This window comes from Vibrio aquaticus, from assembly GCF_003970385.1.
Classification (GTDB): domain Bacteria; phylum Pseudomonadota; class Gammaproteobacteria; order Enterobacterales; family Vibrionaceae; genus Vibrio; species Vibrio aquaticus.
Genome location: NZ_RXZH01000001.1, coordinates 677,211 through 703,844, shown reverse-complemented (window position 1 = coordinate 703,844; position 26,634 = coordinate 677,211). Strand labels below are relative to the sequence as shown.

The 26,634-nt window shown below is 46.1% G+C and carries 20 protein-coding genes; 11 read left to right on the top strand and 9 right to left on the bottom strand.

Annotated features, from left to right (window positions below):
• Window positions 1-164: 164 nt before the first annotated feature.
• Window positions 165-638, bottom strand: a complete 474-nt coding sequence (locus tag EJ063_RS02955; RefSeq protein ID WP_126572510.1) for a GNAT family N-acetyltransferase — start codon at window positions 636-638, stop codon at window positions 165-167.
• A 535-nt stretch (window positions 639-1,173) separates the two neighbouring features.
• Here EJ063_RS02955 and EJ063_RS02950 point away from each other — a divergent pair.
• The 10 genes from EJ063_RS02950 to EJ063_RS02905 all read left to right on the top strand — a co-directional run bounded on the left by EJ063_RS02950 (window position 1,174) and on the right by EJ063_RS02905 (window position 13,211).
• Window positions 1,174-2,466, top strand: coding sequence for a carbohydrate porin (locus tag EJ063_RS02950; protein ID WP_126572509.1), 1,293 nt, complete (start codon window positions 1,174-1,176; stop codon window positions 2,464-2,466).
• Between the two features lie 376 nt (window positions 2,467-2,842).
• Window positions 2,843-3,838 carry a LacI family DNA-binding transcriptional regulator gene (locus tag EJ063_RS02945; protein WP_126572508.1) on the top strand — a complete coding sequence of 332 codons (996 nt, stop codon included), beginning with the start codon at window positions 2,843-2,845 and terminating at the stop codon, window positions 3,836-3,838.
• Between the two features lie 29 nt (window positions 3,839-3,867).
• A complete protein-coding gene (locus EJ063_RS02940) occupies window positions 3,868-5,112 on the top strand; it encodes an extracellular solute-binding protein (RefSeq protein ID WP_126572507.1) in 1,245 nt (414 codons plus the stop codon).
• Between the two features lie 62 nt (window positions 5,113-5,174).
• Window positions 5,175-6,164, top strand: coding sequence for a carbohydrate ABC transporter permease (locus EJ063_RS02935; RefSeq protein ID WP_126572506.1), 990 nt, complete (start codon window positions 5,175-5,177; stop codon window positions 6,162-6,164).
• A gap of 1 nt (window position 6,165) precedes the next feature.
• On the top strand, window positions 6,166-7,047 hold the full coding sequence (locus EJ063_RS02930) for a carbohydrate ABC transporter permease (RefSeq protein ID WP_126572505.1): 882 nt from the start codon (window positions 6,166-6,168) through the stop codon (window positions 7,045-7,047).
• Window positions 7,048-7,061: 14 nt separating this feature from the next.
• On the top strand, window positions 7,062-8,411 hold the full coding sequence (locus EJ063_RS02925) for a GH1 family beta-glucosidase (protein ID WP_126572504.1): 1,350 nt from the start codon (window positions 7,062-7,064) through the stop codon (window positions 8,409-8,411).
• Window positions 8,411-9,505 carry an ABC transporter ATP-binding protein gene (locus EJ063_RS02920; protein WP_126572503.1) on the top strand — a complete coding sequence of 365 codons (1,095 nt, stop codon included), beginning with the start codon at window positions 8,411-8,413 and terminating at the stop codon, window positions 9,503-9,505. The genes EJ063_RS02925 and EJ063_RS02920 overlap by 1 nt, the downstream gene beginning before the upstream one ends.
• Window positions 9,506-9,647: 142 nt before the next feature.
• Window positions 9,648-10,664, top strand: coding sequence for a LacI family DNA-binding transcriptional regulator (locus tag EJ063_RS02915; protein ID WP_126572502.1), 1,017 nt, complete (start codon window positions 9,648-9,650; stop codon window positions 10,662-10,664).
• Between the two features lie 261 nt (window positions 10,665-10,925).
• Entirely contained in the window at window positions 10,926-12,461 is a 1,536-nt protein-coding gene (locus EJ063_RS02910; protein WP_126572501.1) for a methyl-accepting chemotaxis protein, read from the top strand.
• Window positions 12,462-12,482: 21 nt separating this feature from the next.
• A complete protein-coding gene (locus EJ063_RS02905; protein WP_126572500.1) occupies window positions 12,483-13,211 on the top strand; it encodes a transporter substrate-binding domain-containing protein in 729 nt (242 codons plus the stop codon).
• A gap of 81 nt (window positions 13,212-13,292) precedes the next feature.
• Here the strand turns inward: EJ063_RS02905 and guaD are convergent, their stop codons facing one another.
• From guaD to EJ063_RS02865, 8 genes are all read right to left on the bottom strand, one after another.
• Window positions 13,293-14,630 (bottom strand): guanine deaminase, encoded by a 1,338-nt coding sequence (gene guaD / locus EJ063_RS02900; protein WP_126572499.1) that lies wholly within the window; start codon window positions 14,628-14,630, stop codon window positions 13,293-13,295.
• Window positions 14,631-14,671: 41 nt separating this feature from the next.
• Window positions 14,672-15,523, bottom strand: a complete 852-nt coding sequence (gene xdhC, locus EJ063_RS02895; RefSeq protein WP_126572498.1) for a xanthine dehydrogenase accessory protein XdhC — start codon at window positions 15,521-15,523, stop codon at window positions 14,672-14,674.
• Window positions 15,524-15,553: 30 nt separating this feature from the next.
• On the bottom strand, window positions 15,554-17,941 hold the full coding sequence (xdhB, locus tag EJ063_RS02890; protein WP_126572497.1) for a xanthine dehydrogenase molybdopterin binding subunit: 2,388 nt from the start codon (window positions 17,939-17,941) through the stop codon (window positions 15,554-15,556).
• Entirely contained in the window at window positions 17,934-19,379 is a 1,446-nt protein-coding gene (gene xdhA, locus EJ063_RS02885) for a xanthine dehydrogenase small subunit (protein ID WP_126572496.1), read from the bottom strand. Before xdhA ends, xdhB begins: the two co-directional genes overlap by 8 nt.
• 324 nt (window positions 19,380-19,703) lie before the next feature.
• Entirely contained in the window at window positions 19,704-20,435 is a 732-nt protein-coding gene (locus tag EJ063_RS02880; protein WP_126572495.1) for a GntR family transcriptional regulator, read from the bottom strand.
• 198 nt (window positions 20,436-20,633) lie between these two features.
• A complete protein-coding gene (locus EJ063_RS02875) occupies window positions 20,634-22,295 on the bottom strand; it encodes a methyl-accepting chemotaxis protein (protein ID WP_126572494.1) in 1,662 nt (553 codons plus the stop codon).
• 165 nt (window positions 22,296-22,460) lie between these two features.
• A complete protein-coding gene (locus EJ063_RS02870) occupies window positions 22,461-22,844 on the bottom strand; it encodes a thiol-disulfide oxidoreductase DCC family protein (RefSeq protein WP_126572493.1) in 384 nt (127 codons plus the stop codon).
• Between the two features lie 37 nt (window positions 22,845-22,881).
• Window positions 22,882-23,652 carry a DUF4344 domain-containing metallopeptidase gene (locus tag EJ063_RS02865; RefSeq protein WP_126572492.1) on the bottom strand — a complete coding sequence of 257 codons (771 nt, stop codon included), beginning with the start codon at window positions 23,650-23,652 and terminating at the stop codon, window positions 22,882-22,884.
• Window positions 23,653-24,007: 355 nt separating this feature from the next.
• Here EJ063_RS02865 and EJ063_RS02860 point away from each other — a divergent pair, with 355 nt between their 5' ends.
• Window positions 24,008-26,623: a hypothetical protein gene (locus EJ063_RS02860; protein WP_126572491.1), complete on the top strand. Its 2,616-nt coding sequence runs from the start codon at window positions 24,008-24,010 to the stop codon at window positions 26,621-26,623.
• The last annotated feature ends 11 nt before the right edge of the window (window positions 26,624-26,634 follow it).

Here is a 26,634-nt window from a genome sequence, read left to right as displayed (position 1 = left end):
CCAAATCTTGAATTAAGAAGCAACGGGCTTATTTAGCGTAGTTCGTTGCGATGGGTGTATATTAAGAAAATCGTATTAGTTGATATATAGCAATTTAATCAAATTAGTGTTGCTGTTATGCAACAATCGAAGTTCTGGCTTGGGAGTAATGCCTATGCTTAATTTTACATATCGGTATCGTGGCCAAAACGCTGTCTTGTCACCGTGCCCCACTTATGGTCTTGATAAATATCTTCGACAAATTGATTAGCGGTGTAATCGCTTACCACATCTCGCCAAAAATGAATGGCATGGTCAGCACCAGCCACTTGTTTTATTTCCCATGAGCCACGTAAATGCTCAAACAACTGCGATATAAATTTCTTACCGACTTTGTTCTTGCGAAAGCAAGGCAGCACGTAGAAATCACAAATCTCATACTCATTGTCTGATTTCTCTTCGATGGCTGTTAGAGCGGCTGGAACCCCTTCCAAATACAGAAGGTACCCAGTGACATTGCCTTCTAACTTCGGATAGATCTCGAACAGGCCATCTTGGTTTGGCTTGTCGTCAATGATTTTTGAAAACTCAGCGGCATAGCCCTGGTAAAGATTTGCGTAAACATGAAGGTTATTAGTATCAACTTTTACAATGTTCATTCGTTGCTTCTCCTGCGGGGTGTCAGGTCATGCTGTAACTACGCAATTCACAAGAGTGATGGTCATTAAGCAGGGCCGTTTCGATGGCGGTATAGTAGAGAAACAGGGCGAGTTGATATAGAGCCTTTTTATTAAATGACTATTGCACAATGGTAATAATCACTGGGCGTTTTAGTCAGCTCGAAACTCATTTAAATAGGTGATTGGTCGTGTAAGCAATTTACTGTTTTTGAAATCTTTCACAACGATGAAAACTTTCAAAAATGGCAGAGAGTTATCTCTAAACTTCCGGCTAGGTGCCGTGATCTCTATTTAGAAATTCCATGAAATGAAAGCGATTTCAATCCATCGCGGGGTTGCATCCCAAGCTCGATTTTTCTTTTATTTTCAGTAATGAGTAGCTGTGCAAACATACTCTTTGTTGTTTCATGACGGTTTCATCTCTCCTGGGTTGTGAGGCAATGAAGTCTTTTCAGTCGTTTCATTTTTTAAGATTCCCTACAGAACAAAAACATCCGATAAATAGGGAAATATCATGGCTAAATTTAAACTATTGCCTATCACTTTAGCAGTGGCCTCTTCGCTTGCAGCCGCTTCTGTCCTTGCCGACAACACCGATATCGCTGAGTTAGAGCAGCGTATCCAAGAACTGGAGTCCAAACTGGTTGAGATCGACTATACCGATGACCAACAACCCGCAGTGTTAACCACAGAAACAGAAGTACCTTCAGGTATTATCTTCTCTGGTTACGCACGTTATGGTGCGCATTACTCATCTGGCGATAACCGTTACGTAGAGGTGGGCAGCTCTGGCCGTTCACTGGGCCGTTTGGGTAACGAAGCTAACGGCGGTGAAGTACAGTTAGCGAAGATATTCCAAGCAGATAATGGCGCTAAATGGGACCTAGTGTTTATGGTCGATGACTGGAGTAACGATCAGTGGGGATCATCGGGTGGCGTGAACCTAAAAAAAATGTATGCCGGTGTGACCAATATTTTTGAAAGCCAACCTGAACTCTATATGTGGGCAGGCCGAGACTTCCATCAACGTCCGCAACAAGGTTTGAACGATTACTTCTGGATGTCACATGATGGTCAAGGTGGTGGTTTCAACAACCTAAACCTAGGTGGCGTAAAACTGGATATGGGCTTTGTGGGCGCCGTGGATAGCGAAGATGGCGCATTGGGTAACGATTCTGGCCGTTACGCGATTACCTCTAAATTGCACGGTATTGATTTGGGTCTTGGTAATCTTGACCTGTACGCCAACTACGGCTTTGCCTCTGATGAAGCGAACTCGGGCACCGATCCAAACGTCAGTGATGAAACAGCATGGCAAGTGGGTGCAGTAATGGGGCTAGGCGCTTCAAACAAGTTGGTCATGAAATTCGCCGACGGTGCGGATAATTCCGTATTTGAGCTGAAAGGGGATGACTATAAAGTCACTTACGTCAGCTTAGAAGGTGGTTACACAGCGTTAGAACAATTCATCATCGATTACTTGGTATCTTACAAAAACTTCTCTGGCACAGATACCGATGAGAAGAACGAGTATGCCGGTATCGTTCGTCCGCAATACCAATGGGATGATGTGCATTCTACTTGGCTAGAAGCGGGTTATGCGATGGAAGACTTTGACGACGGCAGTGAAAAGAACGGCTGGAAAGTAACGTTATCGCAAAACGTATCCTTAGGTGGTCTACCTTGGAGCCGTCCAATGCTACGTTTCTACACCACAGTGGGTGATGTGGAAACGAAAGGCCCAAGCACAACAACGGTAACTGCCGATACGGTCTCTGTGGGTGCAATGTTCGAAGCTTGGTGGTAATCCATCCTTTTAAATACTGTCCACTTTTCTGTTAGCGAGACGGCAGCAACCTCGTTAGCAGTCTATGATTAACTTCAATCATTTGAGCCGCATTTATGCGGCTCTTTTTTGTTTCAGAAACCTATCAATTCGCTTCCTCTATCGGCTCAGTAAATAGCTCGCGTTGGTCATCTATCAATCACTCCATGAAACAGTTTCATGGAATGATTTCAAACTGCACTGTGCTTCATTGTTTCGCAAATCAGGCCAAATAAGGCTCGGTTGAGTGTGATTGCACTCACGCAACTCACTAAGCAAATCATCAATACTAGCTCCATGAAAGCGGTTTCTGGTTAAGAAAGCGGTTTTGAATACAGGCAGTAGTCGAGGTGTATAAGTGGCCACAATTAAAGATGTTTCTGAATACGCAGGTGTCTCTCAAGCGACCGTATCACGAGTGATCAACGGTACCAGCCGAGTCAGCCATGATAAGAAGCTCAAAGTGGAAAAAGCGATACAAGTTCTCGGCTATCGCCCAAATGCAATTGCACAAGCACTGGCTTCTAGCCGTACCGGAAGTATTGGCATCATCGTGCCTGAGCTGGGTGGCCCTTTTTACTCTGGGATTCTGCACAACATCGAAAACAGGTTACGTCGACTAGGCTATCACGTGGTGGTGACAGCCGGTTCTAACACAGAACAAGGGCAGCGAGAGTCGGTTGAGTTTCTTCTTGGTCGCCGAGTAGATGCGATGATTTTGCACACTCAGCACCTTACTGATGATTACTTAACGGACCTTGAAGCGAAAGGTGTAGCGTTAGTGCTGGTCAATCGATTTGTCCCAGAACTTGCGCAGAACTGCATTGAAATAGACAACGAGTTTGGTGGCCAGTTAGCAACTGAACACTTGTTGCGAATGGGGCATCGTAACATCGCATGTATCACCGGCCCTCTGGATAAATCTGATGCACGGGGGCGTCTGCAAGGTTATCGCAAAGCATTAGAAGCGGCCGATATCTTGTTCGACGAAGCATTGATTTCAGAGGCCGGTTTTACCGAGGAGTCGGGTGTGAGTGCGATGCGTAAATTGCTTAACCGCGATTGTTCATTCACCGCTGTTTTTGCCTGTAACGATCACATGGCATTCGGAGCGTTTGAAGTGCTGAAACAAGAGGGCATTAGCGTGCCTGAACAGGTTTCATTGATGGGGTTCGATGACATTTTGTTCGCACGCTACATATCGCCACCGTTAAGCACAGTGAATTTCCCCATTGAACAAATGAGTGCTGAAGCCGTTCAACTGGTTATTCAAATACTCAATAAAAACAAGCGAGACGTGAGCTTCAAACTGTCACCGACTTTGGTGCCACGAAGCTCTGTGAAACAACTCTAAATCCTACAAAATCATTTAAGGACAATAAGATGAAATTAAAAACATTGACGCTTGCTACTGTGACGGCGCTTGGAGTCGCATCAACAGTCAACGCTGCTGATTCTGAGATTCGCTTTGATGGTTTCCCTGATTTTGACAGCAGCTTGAAAGTGCTGCTTCCTGACTTTGAAAAAGAGACAGGCATTAAGGTTGATTACCTGATGAATAACCACGGGGACCACCATACGAAGCTGACCACCAACTTAGCAACGGGTTCAGGCGCAGGTGACGTCATTGTTGTTGATGTAGAGAAAATTGGTCCGTTTGTGGCGTCTGGCGGTTTGGTCAACCTGTCTGAAAACTACGGCGCAGACAAATACGCAGAGAGCTTTGCACCTTACGCTTGGGCGCAAGGTAAAGGCGCGGATGGTGATGTTTACGGCATGCCTGTCGACCTAGGTCCAGGTGTAATGTACTACCGCACAGACGTGTTTGAGAAAGCAGGTATCGACTTAAATGAAGCTATCAAAGATTGGGATTCATACATCAAAGCGGGTGAAGAGCTGAAGAAGAAAGATGTTTACCTGATTGCTTCAGCAGCGGATGTAGCGCAAGCGATCATCTTCACGACAGTACCTGAAGGCGAAGGTCTGTACTTCGATAAAGACGGCAACCCAGTGGTCACTTCAGAGCGTTTTGTTCACGCATTTGAAGTGGCAAAAGAGATTCGTGAAAAAGGCTTAGACGCGCGCATCTTAGCGTGGTCAAACGAATGGTATGAAGGTTTCCGTAACGGCACGTTTGCTACTCAGCTTTCTGGCGCATGGCTACTTGGTCACCTAAACAACTGGATTGCACCAGAAACAGCGGGTAGCTGGGGCGTGTCTCACCTACCTGATGGCATTTACGGCAGCTGGGGTGGCTCATTCCTATCTATCCCAACCCAATCTAAACATCAAGATGAAGCGTGGAAGCTGATCGAATACATGACAACCAAGCGTGATATTCAGCTTAAACACTTTGAAACCATCGCTGCATTCCCTGCGAACACAACCACTTATGACGATGAGCTGTTCCAAGAAGAAGTGGCATTCCTTGGTGGTCAAAAGGCCCGTTTACTGTTTGCTGACGTAGCGAAAAACATCAAGCCAGTTGCACCAGCGAAAGGTGACCACGTGGCACGTTCTATTATTTTAGAGAACGCGCTAATGGAAGTACTGGATGAAGGCAAAGACATCGAAACTGCGCTGAAAGAAGCAGAGCGAATGATCAAGCGCCGTACTCGTAATCTTTAATTAGTTCGTTATTTGGTAAGGGAGGAAGGCGAGTTTCGCCTTCCTAACTAGAGGTCGTTACTATGAATCATGCAGCGAGCAAGGTTATGGACACATCCGAGAGCAAAAGCCTTTTTTCTCGCCTGAGTTTGAAAGCGCTTACACCGTATGGATTCCTACTTCCGTTTCTGATTATTTTTTCTGTATTTGGGATTTTCCCGTTACTGTTTTCAATCTTCCTGTCGTTTCACGAGTGGAACCCAGTCGAAGGTTTAGGTGCGATGGATTATGTGGGGTTAGAGAACTACCACATTGCACTGACTGACCCGTGGCTGTGGCGTTCACTGAAAAACACCCTATGGCTAGCGATTACATCGGGCGTCGCTCAACACTTGGTTGCGTTGCCTGTCGCTTACATTTTGGTGTCAATGAGTGACCGCTTCCGCCATTGGCTGACATCGGCTTACTTCTTGCCGTTTATCACTTCGACGGTCGCAGCATCACTGATCTTCTTCAATATGTACTCGCCGAACTCAGGCATCATCAACCAGACCTTAATCGCGCTGGCAGATAGCACCTTGTTTGGTTGGGCGTTTGGCTGGGTGAATGACTTTCAGCCAATCCGCTGGCTAGATGATGCGACTATGGTCAAGCCATCTATCGCCATCATGGTGTTCTGGAAATACACCGGTTTTAACATCGTGCTTTACACCACCGGTTTGATGACTATTCCTAAAGACATTCTTGAAGCTGCACGTATGGATGGCGCGAACGCTTGGCGCCGTTTCTGGAGCATCTCACTGCCAATGATTCGTCCGTTTATCTTCTTCGCAGTGACCATGACCATCATCGGTAACTTACAGCTGTTTGAAGAACCGTTCGTTCTGACTCGCGGTACTGGTGGTACAGGCCAATCAGGTCTAACGATCTCAATGTACCTCTACAAAGTGGGTTGGGAGTGGTTAGAAATGGGCACAGCATCGGCTATCTCTTGGCTGCTATTTATGCTGATTGCAGGCTGTACTGCGGTGCAATTCTTCTTCTTCGGTAAAAAAGGTTTGGGGGAGCAATAAGATGACCACTCAACACGTAATGTCTCCTCGCTGGCGTCCAAGTGATCGCAGTATCGAAATCTTTACCAAGTTAATGATGGCGTTGCTGGCAGTTGTGCTGATTATTTCGGCCATCATGACGGTGTTCCCGTTCCTTTGGTCAGCGCTGCTGTCTACTCGCGACCGTACGGAAATCTTTGGTACTGGCATCAGCTTTGCCATCGGTGACAGCTTAGCAATCAACTACGCCAAATTGCTTGAGATCATGCCGTTTTGGCAAGCGATGTTTAACTCCATCTACATTGCTTTTCTCGGTACAACCATCTCGCTGCTGTTCTGTAGCATGGGTGGCTACGCCTTTGCAGTATACAAGTTCAAGGGCAAAACATTCCTGTTCGGCATGTTAGTTGGTTCGATGATGATCCCGCCGGTGCTGAGTCTGATCCCTTACTTCATGATCGTGAAGTTCCTAGGCTTGCTCGATAACCATCTCGCAGTTTGGCTACCGTTCACCACGACGCCGTTTGGTATTTTCTTAATGCGTCAGCATGTGGTGGCTTCGATTCCTAAAGAGCTACTGGAAGCGGCAAAACTGGATGGTGCAGGTGAGTTCAGAACCTACTGGAGTGTGGTGCTTCCGCTGATGAAACCCGCTCTAGCAACGCTTGCTATCGTTCAATTCGTCTTCTTCTGGAACATGTTTATGCAGCCGTTAGTGGTGCTAACAACCCCAGACAACTATGTGATTACTCAGGCACTGCGTAGCGTGCAAGGCATACCAAATACTCCATGGGGAGCGGTAATGCTAGGTACGACTATCTCGATTCTTCCGCTGGTAATGACTTACTTATTCGCTTCAAAACAAATGATTAGTGGCCTGACGTCAGGCGCAGTAAAAGGCTAAAAGGTTTAATAACAATGAATAAATTCCAACTTCCTACAGACTCAAAATTACGTAGCCCAGAATTCTTATTTGGCGTTGCCACTTCTTCTTACCAAATTGAAGGTGGTGCACAGCTTGGCGGTCGTACTCCTTCTATTTGGGATACCTTCTGTAACAAGCCAGGTGCGGTGGACAACATGGACAACGGCGACGTTGCTTGTGACCACTTCCACCTTTGGAAGCAAGACATCGAAATGATCAAAGGCTTGGGCGTGGATGCTTACCGTCTGTCGATGGCGTGGCCTCGCATCGTTCCACAGGATGGTCAGGTTAACGAAGAGGGGCTTAAGTTCTACGAGCAAATCATTGATGAGTGCCACGCTCAAGGCTTGAAAGTGTTTGTGACGCTGTATCACTGGGACTTGCCACAATACCTTGAAGATAAAGGCGGCTGGTTAAATCGTGAAACCGCTTACAAGTTTGAAGAGTACGCTAAGGCCGTGAGTGCTTACTTTGGCGACAAGATTGATTCTTATGCAACGCTTAACGAACCGTTCTGTTCGTCTTACCTTGGTTACCGTTGGGGTATGCACGCACCAGGTATTAAAGGTGAGCGTGAGGGCTTCTTGTCAGCGCACCACTTAATGCTGGCACATGGTTTGGCGATTCCACACATGCGTAAAAACGCACCGAATGCCATGCATGGCTGCGTATTCAACGCGACACCGGCTTACCCATTGACGGATGCAGACATTGGCGCTGCTGAGTACAGCGATGCAGAGGGCTTCCACTGGTTTATGGACCCGGTGTTAAAAGGTGAATACCCGCAGCTGGTTCTAGAGCGTCAAGCGCACAATATGCCAATGATCCTTGAAGGTGATTTAGACATTATTCGCACAGACTTAGACTTCATTGGCGTGAACTTCTACACCCGCTGTGTGGTTCGCTTTGATGAAAATGGTGATATCAAAGATGTGCCTCAGCCAGAGAATGAGCATACTTTCATTGGTTGGGAAATCTATCCGCAAGCACTGACTGATCTACTACTTCGCTTACATGACCGTTATGACAACCTGCCGCCACTGTACATTACTGAAAATGGCGCAGCCGGTGAAGATGACTGCATCAACGGTGAAGTGAACGACACCCAGCGTGTTAACTACTTCCAAACGCATTTAGAAGCGGTAGATAAAGCAATTAAAGCAGGCGTAGACGTACAAGGTTACTTTGCGTGGAGCTTAATGGATAACTTTGAGTGGGCGTATGGTTACAAACAGCGCTTCGGTATTGTTCACGTGGACTACGAAACCCAGCAGCGCACTCTGAAACAAAGCGCAATCGCATATCGCAACATGCTGCTAGAGCGTCGAGAGGAGAACCAGTAATGGCAAAAGTTGAGTTTAAAAACATCAAAAAATCCTACGATGATGTGGAAGTGGTTAAACACTTCGACTTTACGGTCAACGATGGTGAGTTCGTGGTTTTTCTTGGCCCATCAGGCTGCGGTAAATCGACGACGCTGCGCATGCTAGCGGGCCTAGAGAGCATCACTTCAGGCGAGATTTTCGTTGGCGATAAGCTGATGAACAAAATCGATGCCAAAGACCGTGATTTGGCGATGGTGTTCCAAAGCTATGCCCTTTACCCGCACATGACGGTGTATGAGAACATCGCCTTTGCGCTCAAACTAAAAGGCATGCCAAAAGATCAAATCGATATTGAGGTGCGCAAAGCAGCCAAAATGCTAGAGCTTGATCCTCTGCTTGCTCGTAAACCGAAAGAGCTTTCAGGTGGTCAGCGCCAGCGTGTGGCAATGGGCCGAGCGATGGTGCGCACTCCAAAAGTGTTCCTGTTTGATGAGCCTCTATCGAACCTTGATGCAAAACTGCGTGGCACGATGCGTGAAGAGATCAAACAGCTGCACAGAGAGCTTCAAACCACTACGATTTATGTTACGCACGACCAAATCGAAGCGATGACCCTTGCTGACCGCATTGTGATTCTCAAAGATGGTTATGTGGCGCAAGTAGGGACGCCAACAGAGGTGTTCCAACAACCAGCGAACAAGTTTGTTGCTCAGTTCATTGGTAATCCATCAATGAACATGCTCGATGCACAGTTGGTGGGCGAAGAAGGTAACTGGCACGTTGAGCTAGGCGACACTCGCATTCCACTGCCAGAGCGTTTCCATGCTCATGCATCTAAGAACTTAGCGCTGCACTTTGGTGTACGCCCGACAGACATTCATTTACGTGCTGAGCAAGTGGATCATGATCGAGTGCTGCCGTTCCCAGTAAAAATCAAAGACAAGGAGCTACTGGGTGCAAGCATCTTGCTGAAAACCGAGATTGCAGGCCAATCTTTGATGGTTGAGACGCAGGCCGCTGAAGTGGATGTGAACGAGCTGACGCTTTACTTGGATCTGGATGCGATTCATCTGTTCGATGCCATGAGCGAGAAATCGCTGGCGACGTTTTAATCGATAACACTCACCCCCAAGGCAAGTCAGTGAATTTAGCCACTGGCTTGCCTCTTTAGCTCTCAGTTTCAATCAACGTCGGTTGAGCTCCATAAGAGGAGTTTCTATAGTCGATGTTTCGCTTGTTTAATTGGCAGTTCCTATGACGACCAGAAAGAAAAAAAAAACTTCCATCTATGATGTCGCCAAGCTCGCCGGTGTTTCACCCAGTACGGTTTCTCGCTTTCTAAATCGCACCACTTATGTGTCTGATGAAAAAACCAACAACATAGAGAAAGCGATCAAAACTCTGGGTTACAAACCCAACTACACCATGAATCAGGGCACCAATACTCGTTCGATGACCATCGGCGTATTGGTGCAAAACCCAGAGAGTCCACACACCAGCCGTATTCTTAATGATATGGAGAAAGTGTTCAGTGCGCAGGGCTACTCATTGGTGATCGCGACGGGACACTGGAAAAACAAACTCGAATCTCATGCGCTTGAATACCTCGCTAAGAGTAATGTCGATGGCGTGATCATTGTGACGGGCAGCCTTACCGAGCAACAGATTCTCGATTATTCCAAGCAGATTCCTGTCGTGGCGGTCGGCTATGACGTGATTGGTGACCGAGTGCGCTGCATAAACATCGACAACGTGCTCGGAGGTTATATGGCAACGCTGCATTTGCTGCAACAAGGCCACTTAAACATCGCTCATATTAAAGGGTTACTTAACCAGCCGGATGCAGTGGCACGCTTTGTTGGCTATAAAAATGCGCTGCAAGAAGCAGGGATTAAAGTCCAACCTAAGCTTATCAAACAAGGTGATTTTAGTAGCGAATGCGGCTATGAGTTAACCAAAGAGTTGATCGAGTCGAAAAGCCATTTTAGTGCTATATTTGCCGCCAATGATCAAACGGCTTATGGAGCCATTAAGGCGTTGCATGACCACGGTTATCGCGTACCTGAAGATGTCTCTGTGGTTGGTTTTGATGACTTGCCAACGTCTTTCTATTTCACGCCTGCATTAACCACCATGCGCCAACCCGTAGAAGAGGTTGGGGCAGTGTGCGCGGAATCAATTCTTAATCTTCTAAGTGGCGAAAGACATGATGTTCGCCTGCCACCAATTGAGCTGATTGTCAGGCAGTCGACCAAGTCGATTTATCGGTAGTGGTTTTATTGAATGATTTAACACATGAGGGTCTAACTGGGTAAGCTAGACCTTTTTCTTTCTTAAAGCTTACAAATAGTTAGTCCCTTATTCGTAAAAAACAGACTAAGAACTAACTCGTGAGTTTTAACGTTGATATCTCTTTACAGCCTCGCTAGCTCCTCATGATGTGATGAATGTCTCATTAATCGTCTTATTTGATTATTGTTTAATCAATTACTACTTTTTTATTATCCATATGAATAATTCAAGGGATCAGTTTTGAAAAGGTTAAAGGTCGTATTTCTCGTGCAGGTGATCATTGCTTTGACCCTTGTTTTACTTGTTTCGGCATTCATCAAATATCAGAGCTTCAAAGGAAACTTGCTCGTAGAACTACAACATTCGGTAGAAAATACCACTCAACGAATGGGGATTAGCTTACCCAAAGCGGTATGGGACTTCGATTTGGAGTCAGCCAAGGTGTCCATTTCAGCGGAGTTAAAACTGGCGGAAATATCGGCCATCCAGTTGATAGATAATGATGGTCAGGATTTGTTATTTCTCACTCATAAACTGGATGGGGAGGATTACTTAGCGGTAGATGTTCAAAATAAATCTCTGTTTAAGCGAGAAAACAGTTTGTCGTCTGATCTCACCTTTATTGAGTATGGGGAAGAGAACCCTGTGGGTAAAGTGACGGTGTATTTCGATACTCATGCGCTCGACACAAAACTGGCTGACTCGTTACGAACCAGTATTATTGAGCTGATTGTTTTAGATGTCATCTTGTCCATCGTGATCATTGCAGCACTGTCTATATTTGTGCTCCGTCCATTGTCAGAGCTGACAGACGTCATTAAAGATCTTGCGTCAGGCGATGGGGATCTCACCAATAAGTTAGCGCCTGCTAAATACCAAGAATTTTCAGCCATTACTGATGGTATCAACAGCTTTACCGAATCTTTACGCCTTATTGTCCAAGACGTAAACCGCTCATCTGAAGCCCTAGGCGAAAAAGCGCAAGCCAATGGTGCAACAGCCAGAGTCAACGCAGAAAAACTGGACATGCAAAAGCATCAGCTGACCACTGTAGCGGCAGCAGCAACTGAGCTAAACCATTCGGTGTCTACTGTCGCTGACACGGCTTCAGAAACCGCTCAGCAAGCACAGGACGCTACCGCCCTTGCGTCTAATGTGAACGATGCCATTGAGCATTCTGCCAATGACATCGTGAATATGCGTGAAGAAATGAATCATGTGAATGCAGAGATGCACATTTTGATTGATGAAGGCGGAAAAATTACCACGGTGCTTAATGTCATCAACGATATTTCTGAGCAGACCAATTTGTTGGCGCTTAACGCAGCCATAGAGGCTGCAAGGGCGGGTGAACAAGGCCGAGGCTTCGCCGTTGTAGCAGATGAAGTGCGCAATCTGGCAGTAAAAACGAGTGAGTCGACTGAGCAAATTCAAAAGAATATTGCCGCTTTAGGCGCTGCAACAAAATCGGTTGAAGATGAGTTGACTCGTATTTCGGCCTTGCTTGAACAAACAGCGACCCGAGTGAGTGAATCGAGAGCGTCAGTCAGTGAAGTGGAAAGCTTGATCACTGTTATTTCCGAGCGAAGTGGCCAAATCTCTCAAGCTACCGATGAGCAAAGAATGGCGGTTGAAGAGATAAGCCAAGCGATCGTCGAAGCATCGGAAGCATCGAATGAAGTCTCTTCCGGTGCGACCCAAAATACTAAAAGAACGGAAGAAGTACTGAGTTTAAGTCAGAGTATTGCCAATCACATGGCGAAGTTCCGAACTTAGTCATCAAACAGAGGAAACGTTATGAGAAACTTTTTTTTACTGCTAGCAGGTGCGATGTTTTCTATCGTTGCGCACTCTGCGACCATTACTGCTGCGCAAGACCCATGGGCGCCATTTGTTCAAAAAGATAAGGCTAGCCCGGGCGTCTCGGTAGAGATAATCACAGAAGCGTTTAAGTCTCAGGGGCATACTGTTGATTTTAAAATAATGCCTTGGACACGCGCATTGAATGAGGTCAAAGCAGGTAAAGTGGACGTGCTAGTGGCCACTTGGTTCACCAGCGAGCGGACCTCTTTCCTCAAGTACAGCGAACCGTACCTAGAGAACTCACTCAAGTTTATTAAACGTAAGGGTGATGGCTTCGAATACAATGGGTTAGACAGTTTGTCCGGCAAAACAGTGGGTGTTATTCGTAACTATGGTTATGGCGATGAGTTCTTGGGGGCGACGAACTTTAAGAAACCTGAAGCGAATGACTTGGTGGCAAATGCGAAGAAATTGATGGCGAAACGAATCGATCTAACGCTTGAAGATGAGTTGGTGGCGAAGTCAACACTGTCGGGCGCCGGAATGAATGTCGCCGATTTTGAATTTACAGCCAATGCTCTATCGGTTAATCCCCTGCATGTGACTGCCGGACTGGCTAACCCTAATCATGCTCAATACATAGAAGCGTTTAATAAAGGGCTTGCGGAGATAAAATCTAACGGTACGTTTGATAAAATTCTCGCTAAGTATGGCATTAAATAACGAGTATTTAATAACAACAAAGCGCTCTCAATGATTGAGAGCGCTTTGTTATTCAATAGTTATTAAGCCAGTGAGATAGGCTTAACTAGCGAACTTTTTTACGTCGATGTTTCCTTGCGCATCGTAGGCTTTCTCACCATAAATGAAGGTCTCACACACTGTGCGGTCATCGCCTAAGCTCATTAATACAAACAGCTTTTCTTCAAGAGTAGTGGCTTGGTGCATTCTAAAGCGCATCAACTGAGTTGCGTGTAAATCGAGTACAACAAAGTCAGCTTCTTTACCCACTTCCAAGTTACCAATCTTATCCTCTAGGTGAAGCGAACGTGCGCCCCCTAAGGTGGCTAAGAACAGTGATTTGAGCGGATGAAGCTTCTCTTGCTGCAGCTGCATAATTTTGTACGCTTCACTCATGGTTTGCAGAATCGAAAAGCTGGTACCAGCACCCACATCGGTACCCATGCCAACTCTTACACCGTGCTCTTCAAGTTTAGGCAGCTTAAACAGACCAGAACCCAAGAATAGATTAGAGGTTGGGCAGAAAGCGATAGCCGATTCGGTATCAGCCAAGCGTTTACATTCACAGTCTGATAGATGAATACCGTGAGCGAAGACAGAGCGCTTGTGTAGTAAACCATAATGATCGTAAACATCGAGGTAGGAGTCACGTTCAGGGAACAGTTCAAGTACCCATTCAATCTCTTTCTTGTTTTCAGAAAGGTGAGTGTGCATGTAAACATCAGGATATTCTTCAAGCAGCTTACCCACAGTGGCTAGCTGCTCTGGGGTACTGGTTGGTGCAAAGCGAGGTGTCACCGCATACAACAAACGGTCTTTATTGTGCCACTTTTCGATCAGCTCTTTCGATGCTTCGTAGCCTGATTCTGGGGTGTCTGTTAGGTAATCTGGCGCGTTGCGATCCATTAATACCTTACCCGCAATCATACGCAGTTTGCGTTTTTGCGCTTCTTCGAAGAACACATCGACCGATTCTTTGTGTACGGTACCGAACACCAGTGCCGTTGTCGTGCCGTTACTGGCTAGCTCGTCAAAGAACAGTTTAGCGACTTTGTGCGCGTAGACCGGGTTCTTAAAGCGACGTTCTTCTGGGAAGGTGTAGTTCTCTAGCCAGTCGAGCAGCTGTTCGCCATAAGAAGCAATCATGCCCGTTTGAGGGTAATGAATATGGGTGTCGATAAAGCCTGATGTGATTAGCTTATCTTCGTATTCGGTAATGCTGATATCCTTAGGTTGGCGAGCAAGAACTTCTTCCGTTTCACCGATATCGACAATATGACCATCTTCAACCACGATGATACCGTCATCGAAGAATTGGTAAGAGTTATCCAGTCCGACATCTTTCGGATCAGCGATGCTGTGCAAAATGGCTGCACGATAAGCGTTGCGTTGCGTTGTCATTGTTACTTCCTTTTATAACCCAAAATTAACCACGACTTGGGTTAGGCGATTTTCTCTTCCAATTCGGAATCGCTCTGTTGATTACTTTTACTGTGTGCCGTAGGGCGTTTTTGTTCAAGGGGAATGCCCTGATAGTGTGCGATAAGTTCACCTGCAACCGAGACAGCGATCTCTGCTGGGTGTTTTCCATTCACCATGCTGACACCAATCGGGCAAATCATAGTGTCGATTTGTGCATCGGTGTAACCACGCTGCGCTAAACGCATATCGAATTTCTTACGTTTGGTTAGCGAACCAATCATGCCGAAATAGACGCTGTCATCACGGTCAATAATGGCTCTAGCGAGGTCAAAGTCGAGCTGGTGGTTATGCGTCATCACCAAGTAGTAACTATTTGGTGGCAAGTCACGAACGTCACCCACCGGATCATCGGTGACGACCTTGGTGACATTACGTGGCAGATCTTCAGGGAAAACGTCATCGCGTTCATCAATCCAAGTGACTCGGAAAGGAAGGGTGGAGACGATATGTAAAAGGGCTTTGGCAACATGACCTGCACCGAACACAACCAGATGCTTTTGCGCGGTGCCAATCGGTTCGAAGCTAAGTGTTGCCATTCCGCCGCAACACTGCCCCAAACGAGCACCAAGATTAAAGCGTTCTACTTTTAGTGAGCGTTCACCCGCGATGAGCATTTCACGTGCCATTTTGGTCGCTACGTGCTCTAGATGACCACCACCAATGGTGGCAATCAAGCGGTCACGGGTCACGAGCATTTTGGTTCCGGCATCCCTTGGCACAGAGCCACGGTCTTCCAATACCGTTACCATCACACACGGTTCGCTGTTTTTTTCTAGTTGTGCCAGTTCATGAATCCAATTGTCCTTAAACATACGTCTCTCCTTGAACGGTTAAGCCCTTTGTTATGCTTCCTGAGTGCTTTGCTGTGAGGTCTTCTGAGGCTGAGTCACTTTAGCTATCGCCATCAGAACGCGCTCAGGTGTTGCAGGTGTATCCAGTTTTGGAATGGCACCATCTACGGCAACAGAAGCAATCGCATCTCTTAGAGCGCTCCACACTGACATTCCGAGCATGAACGGCGGTTCACCCACAGCTTTCGAGTTGAATACCGTATCTTCTGGGTTTGCTCTGTTTTCCAAAAGGTGGGTATGGAACTCAATCGGCATATCCGCAATCGCTGGGATCTTGTAACTTGCAGGGCCGTTGGTCATCAAGCGGCCTTGCTCGTTCCAAACCAGCTCTTCAGTCGTTAGCCAGCCTACACCTTGCAGGAAGCCGCCTTCTACCTGACCAATATCGATAGCAGGGTTCAGCGAGGCGCCGACATCGTGAAGAATGTCTGCACGAAGGATCTTGTATTCGCCCGTTAGCGTATCAACGATAACTTCTGAACAAGAGGCACCGTAAGCGTAGTAGTAGAACGGACGGCCACGTGCTTTCTCATGATCGTAGTAGATCTTCGGTGTACGGTAGAAGCCTGTGCTTGATAGCGATACTTGGTTGAAGTAGGCCAGTTGAACAAAGGATTCAAAGGTCATGATCTCATCACGGATGACAATCATGCCGTTTTTAAATATCACTTCCTCTGGCGAGACTTTGAAGTGGCTAGAAGCAAAATCAATCAGGCGTTGTTTGATCGTCAGAGCGGCATTTTGGGCTGCTTTACCATTGAGGTCGGCGCCCGATGAGGCCGCGGTTGGCGATGTGTTCGGTACTTTGTCGGTATTGGTAGCGGTGATTTGGATACGTTCAACATCAACTTGGAACTCCTGTGCAACGATTTGTGCCACTTTGATATTCAAGCCTTGTCCCATTTCAGTACCACCGTGATTCAAATGAATACTGCCATCGGTGTAGATGTGTACTAGAGCACCTGCTTGGTTTAGGAAAGTCGCCGTGAATGAAATACCAAATTTCACCGGAGTAATCGCTAAGCCTTTTTTCAAGATAGGGCTTTGCTTATTGAACTCAGCAATGGCTCTACGACGCGCGTGGTAGTCACTGCTTTGCTCAAGTTGTTCGGTGATCTCTGGTAAGAAGTTATCTTCAACCGTTTGGTAGTAGTGAGTGACGTTACGTCCTTCACCACCGTAGTAATTCGCTTTACGTACTTCGAGAGGATCTTTACCCAGATAGAGCGCAATCTCATCCATGATGTGCTCGATGGTCATCATGCCTTGTGGGCCACCAAAACCACGGTAAGCGGTATTCGATGCCGTGTTAGTCTTACAGCGGTGACCAGTGACTGTCGCATCACCTAGGTAGTAGGCGTTGTCAGAGTGGAACATCGCACGATCGACAATCGAGCTTGATAAATCTGGTGAGTAACCACAGTTACCTGACACGATGATCTCAGAGCCTTGAATCACACCATCATCATCAAAACCAATTTTGTACTGGTTGTAGAATGGGTGGCGTTTACCCGTCATGGTCATGTCTTCTGCGCGCGGTAGGCGCATCTTCGTCGGGCGTTTAGTTAGGTGAGCAATTACAGCTGCCATACATGCAGGTGCTGCGGCTTGGGTCTCTTTACCACCAAAACCACCACCCATGCGGCGCATATCAATCACCACTTTGTGCATTGGAACACCAAGCACTTCGGCAACCAGTTTTTGCACTTCAGTCGGGTTCTGCGTTGAAGTGTAAACGATCATGCCGCCATCTTCGGTTGGCATCACGCTGCTCACTTGGGTTTCAAGGTAGAAGTGCTCTTGACCACCGATATCAATATCGCCCTCAATCACGTGTTTTGCGTTTGCAATGGCAGTTGCTGAGTCGCCACGTTTTTGCTGGTGGCTTTCTGTTACGAACAGCTCTTTTTCCAGTGCTTCTTTGACATCAAGAACAGGAGGTAGCGCTTCGTATTCAACGATAGCCGCTTGAGCCGCTTTGCGTGCTGTTTCCATATCGTTAGCAGCAACGGCAATGATAGGTTGGCCGTAGTATTGAACTAGGCCATCAGCCAGTAGCGGGTCCCCAGGGAAAACCGCACCGATATCCAGTTGACCAGGGATGTCTTCGTGGGTAATGGCAATGGCTACGCCTTCAAATTCGTAACATGGCGAGACATCAAGCTTGGTAATTTTTGCGTGCGCTTGGGTACTTAAACGCGCATACACATGAAGCTGATTCGGGAACTCTAAACGGTCATCGATGTAGACCGCTTCACCGGTTACTTGTTTTGGGGCGCTGTCGTGTTTTACGCTTTTACCAACGCCAGTTTTAAGATCCTGCTTTACGATGGCGACCATCTCATCATGAGAGAGAGTCGGGTGGTGTGCGTTAGACATAAGACGTTACCCTTGTTTCAATCTGGTTATTCTGATGGTTCTGTTCGATGTAGAAGCGGCGCAGCATGTTGGCTGCCGTCATTGAACGGTACTCTTTGCTGGCACGGAAATCGGACAGAGGCTCGAAGTCATTGTGAATCTCTTGCATCGCTTCATTGACGTTCGCTTCCGTCCATTCTTTACCAAGCAGTACATTTTCACATCGAGTGGCACGTTTGGGGGTTGCCGCCATGCCACCAAAGGCGATACGAGCGCTAATCACTTTGTTGTCTTCAATCTGGATATTGAATGCGCCACAAACCGCTGAAATATCATCGTCCAGACGCTTAGAAAGTTTGTAAGCGCGGAACGTCTCATTAGCTTTCGGTTTCGGGATGATCACTTGCTCGATAAACTCACTCTCTTGCTGAGCCGTGACTTTGTAGCTAATGAAGTAATCTTCGATTGGCATTACACGTGATTGCTTGCCACGACGCAGTTTTACTTGCGCGTTGAGTGCAATCAGAAGTGGGGGCGCATCACCGATTGGCGAAGCGTTACCAATGTTGCCGCCAAGCGTGCCTTGGTTACGTACCTGCAGAGAGGCAAAGCGGTGCAGCAATTCACCAAAATCGGTGTAGTGACTAGTAAGAAGCTTGTACGCATCACTGATGGCAACGTTAGCGCCGATATGCAGCGCGTCTTCACTTTCTTCACACACTTTCATGTCTTCTACTTGAGTGACGTTAATCAGTGTTTCGATTTCACGGTGGAACTGAGTCACCTCAAGGGCCAAGTCCGTACCGCCTGCCACCAGTTTGGCATTAGGGTGTGAAGAATAAAGATCAGCCAGCTCATTTACGCTACGAGGAAGGTACGCGGTTAAGTGGCCATAGCTTAGGCTTGCTGGCTGCTCTTGTAGGGTTTGCAGTCTTGCGATGGTGGTTTTCTCTAGTTCTACGAACTGATCCATCAATGGCTCATCAGACGCAAGAGATAACGCAGCATCCACTATTGGACGGTAACCCGTACAGCGACATAAGTTGCCTGCTAGGGATTCCATTACGTCTTCTTTGTTGGCGGCTGGTTTGTTCTTGCTGAGGGCGAACATCGACATAATGAAACCCGGCGTACAGTAACCACATTGTGAACCGTGGAAGTCGACCATCGCTTGCTGAGTCGGGTGCAGTTTGTTGTTGTTTTGAAGATCTTCCACAGTAATCAATTGCTTACCGTGTAGGCTTGAGACGAACGTCAAACAAGAGTTGACTGAACGGTACTGAAGCTGACCGTCGATTACTTCACCTAGTACGACTGTACAGGCACCACAGTCACCTGAACCACAACCTTCTTTGGTACCTGTTTTTTGTACTTCTGTTCTCAGGTATTGAAGGACCGTCATATTTGGCGACAGCTCACTTTCTTGTCTGAGTTCTTGATTGAGTAGGAAAGTAATCAAGAGACCTCCTTGTGTATTGACACTTTTGTTTCGTAATTATTTTTCTGACCTTGTGGTCAATAATTGGTTATTTTGACCACAAGGTCAACTTTAAATTTACAAAAATGCAACATAGAAAGTATGGCTTAAGTTACTTATAAATGAGAACTGACGTAGTAACTGTTTGAAACTTATGAACTAAGTTTTTGGCTAGACTGAAGAATCTTTACGTAAAGTTTTTTAATATTGTACATCTTATTGTGTACAATCTTGATGGGTGAGTATGCTTGGAGCTAAAAAAGCCCAGCGGATCGCTAGGCTAAAGATATCGATATCAATGCGTTACTATCGGTTATTCAGTACATCCGAAAAAACCACGTGCAAATCATTCGATGCCGAGTTGCTATCGAGATTCAATTTAGAGCGAATGTGATCGATGTGCTCTTGCATTAACGATACGGCTTGCTCTGCATCCCCTGACTCGATGGCATCGAGCAGGTTGGAGTGCTCATCCAAAGAACAATTTGAGTGAGTGCCCGTTTCGTATTGAGCAATGAGAAGAGAGGTTTGTGATACTAAGCTGCGTTGGAAAGCCAACAGCGGTGCGTTGTTGGCCATCTCAGCAAGCTTGATATGAAACTCACCAGACAGGCGAAGCCCTTTTCCGTAGTCATTGTTGGCAAAAGCCTCGTTTTCGACCTCAACCAATTTACGACACTCTTCAATCTTCGCTGGGGTAGCGTGTGCAACCGCGAGTTCGGTGATGGCAAGTTCCATGACTTCACGCGCTTTAATGATCTGCTTGGCTTCTGCTTTGGTAGGAGCGGCAACCATTGCACCACGGTTAGGGCGAATACTGACGACCTGCTCCATAGACAAACGCAACAGAGCGCGGCGAATAATGGTGCGGCTGACATTGAAGATCTCGGCCAAAGCTTCTTCGTTAAGCTTGGTCGCTGGTGGTAAACGCTGTTCTAGAATTGCATCAAAAATATGGCAATAAACCACGTCATCTTGAGTTTGACCTGCGACTTTTGTCTTGATGTTTTTTGCCACAGAATTTTTAAGATTTGCCATAGGCGGTTTTCACTCTCAAACCATTTATTTCCCTGATAAAACAATCATACTTTACTTTGTATACATGTGGCTAGCATAGGGAGTGTTTTGCGACCCCTGACTCAGCAATGAGAGTAACAAGCTGTTTACAAATATTGCAATGAAAAAGCCGCTAAGTTCTGACAATCAGAATAGCGGCTTACTTAAGAGCTAATTTGGTTACACTGTGAACCTGCCCACTAAATCATACAGCTCATTGGCTCGATGATTGAGTGCTTGGCTACCCGTTCGGTTTTCATCGGCCAATTCTGCTGATTGCGAGCTTTGATCAGAGATGACGACGATACGCTGAGATATTTCTTGTCCGACTAAGCTTTGCTCCTCGGTCGCAGTGGCAATCAGTGAGTTCATGTCCATGATGGTTCCGATGGATTCTTGAATTTGAATCAGTGCTTGTGCTGCTGCATTGGCTTCATCTACCGTGCTTGCGCCGCGTTTTTGGCTCGATTCCATTGCTTTTACTGCATCGTCGGATGCCGCTTTGAGCTGCTCAATCATTTGGTGGATCTCGCCGGTACTGTCTTGGGTGCGGCTAGCAAGTTTACGGACTTCATCCGCAACTACGGCAAAGCCTCGGCCTTGTTCACCGGCACGGGCTGCCTCAATCGCTGCGTTTAATGCCAATAGATTGGTTTGTTCGGCAATGTCTTGAATCACCTCTAGAGAGGATGAAATGTTTTGCACATCGCCCTCTAATCTAGAGATAACGCTGTTTGCTTGTGAGACTTCTTCGGCCAGCGCTTCGACAGAGCTAGCTGCGGAGTTAACGATGTTTTGGGCATCTTTCGCGTTGTCATCAGCCTCTTTCGCCGAATGAGCGGCTTGGCTAGCATTGTTTGAAATTTCACTGGCTGTTGTGGTCATTTCAGTCATTGCGGTGGCGACTTGTTCGGTCTCCTGGCGTTGACCAGAAGCCAGCTCATCCACTTTTTCCGCGCGGCCTGACATGTTGTTGGTTTCCGATACCACCTGTTGCCCAACGTCACTCACGTTTCGGATTATCTCTTGTAAGCTCGCAACAAAGGCATTGAAATTTTGGCTGAGCTTTGCAAATTCAGGCGCTTTGAAGTCTTCCATTCGAGCTGTTAGATCAGCATCTCCACTGGCGAAGGAACGAATAGAGTCATCAAACATCTCGAGAGGTTTCATAATGGTGCGATTCACCGCAACCGCAAAGATCGCCACGATCCCTGCAATGACTAAACAAAAGACGACAATAGCTGAGAGGGTAGTTTGCAGAGCGCTGTGAGTGGCGTCTTCCATATCGGCGATGATCGCGTCGATGTCATCGGTATAGAACCCCGTACCCAGCATCAGATCCCACTCAGGGATGAAAATAGAATAGCTGAGTTTCGGCAGAGCTTTGGTTTCTCCGGGTTTAGGGAAGTAGTAGGTGGTGAACTCACCGGTTTTAGCGTTGCGAATCAAATCTTGAATAAGGTAATTGCCTTGTTTGTCTTGCAAGTTCCAGTAGCTATCCCCGATTCCTTTTTCACTTTGCCCTTGTACTCGACGTATCCCTTTTGAATCGTAACCAAACACATAACCTGACGCGCCATATTCCAGCGTTTTCAAGGTCGGGTAAGCTTCCTCTAGCGTCGCCCCTTTATCGAGAAAAGGTTGAATGGCCGACTTCGCCATTTGAAGGTAGTTTTTCAGTTCTTCCTTCTTCATGTTCATCATATTGGTGTGGGTGATGTCGATCTGTTGATCATTCAGATCGGTGGTTTTCATATAGGTAAAGCTCAGCATACCTATCGCGATTACAAGCAGCGGTACCAGTGCCAAAATGTAGAGGCGGCTACGAATAGTAAGACTCATACAAACATCCTGTTTTCATTATGGTGGCTGCCCATTAAACAGCCGAGTTATTGAATTATTCTTATAGACCAAAAGTTTATTTTATAAGATTAGTCAATTAATCGGCTAAAGGATGAGATTCTTGATGAGTTTGTGTACTTTCACTCTTAGACTTTAGTTAAACAACTACAGGCACTGCCCGTTGTTGCATCGACTTTTACCCGTGAGTAATCTCGACCAGCGGTAGCGATTTTTCGCAAAATGAAGATACGCTTTGTCAGCAAAGGGTTTGACGAGCTTCCAACGAAGCGGGGCGTAGAGCCACCCTTTTCCGACCAGTGACCAGGCTTGATATGTCACGTCTAACCCGAGAATTAGGTGACCTTGTTCATCAAGTGCATGCAAAATGGTTGATGCTTCTTTGGCGTCTATCATCGGGTATTGTTCAATGATGGATGTTTGTATATCCACCAACGCAATAGAGTTATTGGCATCGGAGTGTTTTAGGTGTTCCATCTCTTTGACGCATAGAGGGCAGTATCCATCGTAGAAAATCGTCAGTTTTGTCATGTTTACCTCGTTTTAGCTTTTCTACGATGAAGCACGGTTACTGATCATTTTTATGGGTCAAATATGAGTGCCAGTTATCAGAGATAGCTTGATACTGATAGATACAGAAGTCTTTGCGTTCGGTTAGGTAGTCGTTTTCTACCTCATCGAGTAAGTTCTCATGTTTTTCTGGGTCACTACCGTAAACCAAACACAAGGTAGAGAAGTAACGCTGTAAGTCGAAGCTGTGTTCATCGATATACTCACCGAAATCGTAATAATCGGGTCTATCTTCTGATTCAAAAGCAAACATGTCGGCAGCACTTATCGCTGCGCTGTCACCATCCTCTACATACTCAATCATCAAGACCGCGGCCAAGTTATCAACGGCGTCTTCCTCTTTGCCCAAGATTGGAATGTTCTGGTCAGCAATATAGGCGTGCCCAGCTTCATGCAGCAGGGTGTGAAGAACAGTATCAATCGCTCCTGATTGGGCTGGTTTCCCGTACTTCTCTTGATATTCATTCTTCGTAAAGTAAGTCAGTGACTCGTCATAAAATGAATAGGGCATTTGAACAACATGCTTTTCTGGATCATACAAGGGGCCATCTTTACTACCGTATTCGACAGTGAGCGTCTTTTTGAATGGGAACAACTGATCGGAGAGTTCAATCACGGTTTCATTAACGCCACTTTGCTCAAGCGCCTGTTTGACTTGTACTTCGTTGTTGTCGGTAGGCTCCAGGTAAGTCACTCGAATATTGTTTGATTCAGCGTAGGTATGAGACGTGAGTAGTAAACCAAAAAGTAAGCAGGATAAACGAAACATAACTGTCCTTAGAGTAGAGAGGCCACTTTTTTATATTGGCACAGTTTGGTGGTGATTGCAGAAATTCTAAATTAGAAAAAAATTATATTAATTAATGGCTTGTTACATTCTCATCGCTTTATAGTCTCAGTCCTGAGAAAGGGTTTTATAAATTCCACTGTCATTGCACTGTGACTCGCATTCAAATAAGTACGATATTTTGATAACAAAAATATCAACTTAAAACATGATCACCATGACATTTATTTATTCATCACGCTGATATTTTCACCGAGCATTTACACTACCGCCGACACATGAGCATTTTGGTAGGTATCTGATTATGGATAGATTAATTGAAACTTGGAGATAGTTTATGATGTTTAAGCGTTCCTCACTGGCGTTAGCTGTCGCTTTTACTTTGAGTGCATGTGGTGGCTCGGATGAAGGGAGCGATAGCTCTTCTCAGGGAAGCTCGTTAACGGCAAAAGCAGCCGATGGTTACTTGATTGGTGCTAATGCTTGTTTGGATATGAATAACAATAAAGTTTGTGAGTCTTCAGAACCGAACGCAGTAACAGGTGACAATGGTGAGTTTACCTTAACGGGATTGACTGAAGAGCAGCTTGCAAATGGCGTCCTACTTATAGAAGTTATTGCCGGGCAAACCATCGATTCCGATAACCCTGGGGTGACGCTTACCCAAGGTTACAGTTTGACGGCCCCTCCTGGTTCAGAATTTATCAGTCCTCTAACCACCATGATTCAAAACGAGGTTGAAAAGGGCAATTCTGTTGAAGGAGCTAAAGCGAGCGTTCAACAAAAACTTGGTTTTTCAGTGGATCTAACTAAAGACTATATCGCTCAGAAAAATGATGACACTCTTAGTGCTGAGGAACGCAACAACTACGAGAATTTGCATAGAGTTGCTCAGGTTACAGCCAGTGTCATCGCGTCTAAAACTGATGAGTTAAAGCAAGCAAGTAATGGAGCAGGGGTTAGTGATAGCGACTTCTTCGCGTTACTGATTGAGGAAGCAACCCTAGTTGTGGATACGATTGCTGGGCAGGTCCTTGCTAATGGTGATAACTTTGACCCTAAGGAAGTGGCTAGCACCATTAAGCAGGATCATATCAACTTAGGTGTCGGTAACTTAGTCGATAAGATCAAAGAGAACCAAGCGAACAAGAATAAGAAAGCGGCAGACCTTGCAGCTTTGGTTGCTGAAGACGGCGTTAATTGGTTCCACAGTGAAGCGAATTCTAATCAGCCATTCACACTAGAATTCGGCACTTTGAGACTTGAAGGTGATGGTAGCCTTACTGACGTTGAATTTGGTTATGATTACCAAACGCCGGGTTTTATCCCACTCATTCCTGAACAAGATACTCAGTCGATGCTACTTGATGAGTCAGGTTGGGTGCTGAAAGATGACACGATAACGGATCTAATTCCGAATCGAGACAAAAGCGTAACAGTCGTCAAAGCGTCTTCGGTGCTGAATGAGAAAGCGACAGCCCAACAAGTAGATGTCGGTGGACTCAACATTTCAACTGTCCTAGAAAAAACGGCCGGTGAAGGCGTTTGGTCGAAAGTCGTGCCGTCAAATCTAACTTTCCCAGATAATACAACTGCATACAAGCTCAAGACTGACTTTATCAACCGTGGTTACTTCGGATTCCAAAAAGGTACATGGTGTGAAGGTACCGATCGTTACACAGAGCTAAACAACATGTGTAACGGTGTAAGTGCCAACAATATTAGCACTTGGCTACGAACTCTTGAATCTACACTAGCGCAAGATGTAAGGGACCGTTCAGGTGGTTTTGATACTACAGACCTGCCTGTTATGGGGGCATTCGGTAAGCATGGTACTTTACCACTATACGCTCAATTGCTGCCTAATGGGGATATTGTTTATTACTCTGGTGACGAGCTTGGTGAGCTAACTAAGTTTGCGCAGAAAGGTAATTGGGAAGATCTAACGGTTTATGGCCAAACTGTCAGAAAAGTCACTCTACCCGAAGCTATCGCAGCTAAAACCATGTCAAACAATTATGATCCGAAAAATAACACAGCCTACTTTGCTGAGGTCGCAGGTTCAGTGCGAATTACTTGGTTTGTCGACCTAGAGAGTTCATCAGAATCTGAATATGTGTTTGATGCAGCAACCCAGGAGTTGATCCTGAACCATTATGAGCAGCCATTGAATCTGCAAGCATGTCTAGACTCTTTACCTGATGCGACTTTTGCCGCTATACCGGGTGATCAAATTAACTATAGCGTAAACCGTGTGCTTAATGGTGGTGAGCCGGTAGAGCTAGCTTACGAGTTTGATTATTTAGGCAACAACTTCTCGTGGTTAGACGATATAGCTAATGTGACAGGCCTTCCTGTTTGGATGACAAATTGGCAAGGTTCGCTAGAGAAAACGAAGATCAGCGTTCTGAGTGCGGAAGGGGAGTTATTGGGCTATGAGCACGCTTATCAAAAAGGCCAGCAGTACTTAGGTCAAGAAGGCTATTCTGCTCAGGGCATTGCTAGCTATGGTACGGCTAAAGTCGGGTTATCGGAGGATGTTAACTCGAATGAAAAACTATTGGGTGTGGAAACAGTGCATACACAAGCAACAAATGCCCCATTGTATAATGTGATGGATTACTCCGTATACCCTGAGTTGCTTATTGCGGAAGGGTTACGCGATGTTCGAGTAGAAACACCGTTGAGCTGGATTACAAGTGGTTGGAACCTAGCTAAGTTCGACTACCGCGAAATCTATCTAGGTAAAGAGACGGTGTCTGTTCCAGCAGGCGATTTTGAAGCTTGTAAGGTGATTAGCTATACTGACTATCCAGATGCTGAAGTTGCTGATACCGATGTGACTTGGTTGATTAATCAAGGCTTCGTTAAAAAGTCTCGTAATGCACCTTCTTGGGGCGCAAATATTGAGATGGAAGCTACGTCTATCGATCAAGGTGTTATCATTCGATGACCTTCGATTAA

Bases quoted from the DNA above. Each gene is read 5' to 3' on its own strand.
- EJ063_RS02955 (WP_126572510.1), bottom strand. From the start codon at position 638: ATGAACATTGTAAAAGTTGATACTAATAACCTTCATGTTTACGCAAAT.
- EJ063_RS02950 (WP_126572509.1), top strand. From the start codon at position 1,174: ATGGCTAAATTTAAACTATTGCCTATCACTTTAGCAGTGGCCTCTTCG.
- EJ063_RS02940 (WP_126572507.1), top strand. From the start codon at position 3,868: ATGAAATTAAAAACATTGACGCTTGCTACTGTGACGGCGCTTGGAGTC.
- EJ063_RS02935 (WP_126572506.1), top strand. From the start codon at position 5,175: ATGAATCATGCAGCGAGCAAGGTTATGGACACATCCGAGAGCAAAAGC.
- EJ063_RS02930 (WP_126572505.1), top strand. From the start codon at position 6,166: ATGACCACTCAACACGTAATGTCTCCTCGCTGGCGTCCAAGTGATCGC.
- EJ063_RS02925 (WP_126572504.1), top strand. From the start codon at position 7,062: ATGAATAAATTCCAACTTCCTACAGACTCAAAATTACGTAGCCCAGAA.
- EJ063_RS02920 (WP_126572503.1), top strand. From the start codon at position 8,411: ATGGCAAAAGTTGAGTTTAAAAACATCAAAAAATCCTACGATGATGTG.
- EJ063_RS02915 (WP_126572502.1), top strand. From the start codon at position 9,648: ATGACGACCAGAAAGAAAAAAAAAACTTCCATCTATGATGTCGCCAAG.
- EJ063_RS02905 (WP_126572500.1), top strand. From the start codon at position 12,483: ATGAGAAACTTTTTTTTACTGCTAGCAGGTGCGATGTTTTCTATCGTT.
- guaD (WP_126572499.1), bottom strand. From the start codon at position 14,630: ATGACAACGCAACGCAACGCTTATCGTGCAGCCATTTTGCACAGCATC.
- xdhC (WP_126572498.1), bottom strand. From the start codon at position 15,523: ATGTTTAAGGACAATTGGATTCATGAACTGGCACAACTAGAAAAAAAC.
- xdhB (WP_126572497.1), bottom strand. From the start codon at position 17,941: ATGTCTAACGCACACCACCCGACTCTCTCTCATGATGAGATGGTCGCC.
- EJ063_RS02880 (WP_126572495.1), bottom strand. From the start codon at position 20,435: ATGGCAAATCTTAAAAATTCTGTGGCAAAAAACATCAAGACAAAAGTC.
- EJ063_RS02875 (WP_126572494.1), bottom strand. From the start codon at position 22,295: ATGAGTCTTACTATTCGTAGCCGCCTCTACATTTTGGCACTGGTACCG.
- EJ063_RS02870 (WP_126572493.1), bottom strand. From the start codon at position 22,844: ATGACAAAACTGACGATTTTCTACGATGGATACTGCCCTCTATGCGTC.
- EJ063_RS02865 (WP_126572492.1), bottom strand. From the start codon at position 23,652: ATGTTTCGTTTATCCTGCTTACTTTTTGGTTTACTACTCACGTCTCAT.
- EJ063_RS02860 (WP_126572491.1), top strand. From the start codon at position 24,008: ATGATGTTTAAGCGTTCCTCACTGGCGTTAGCTGTCGCTTTTACTTTG.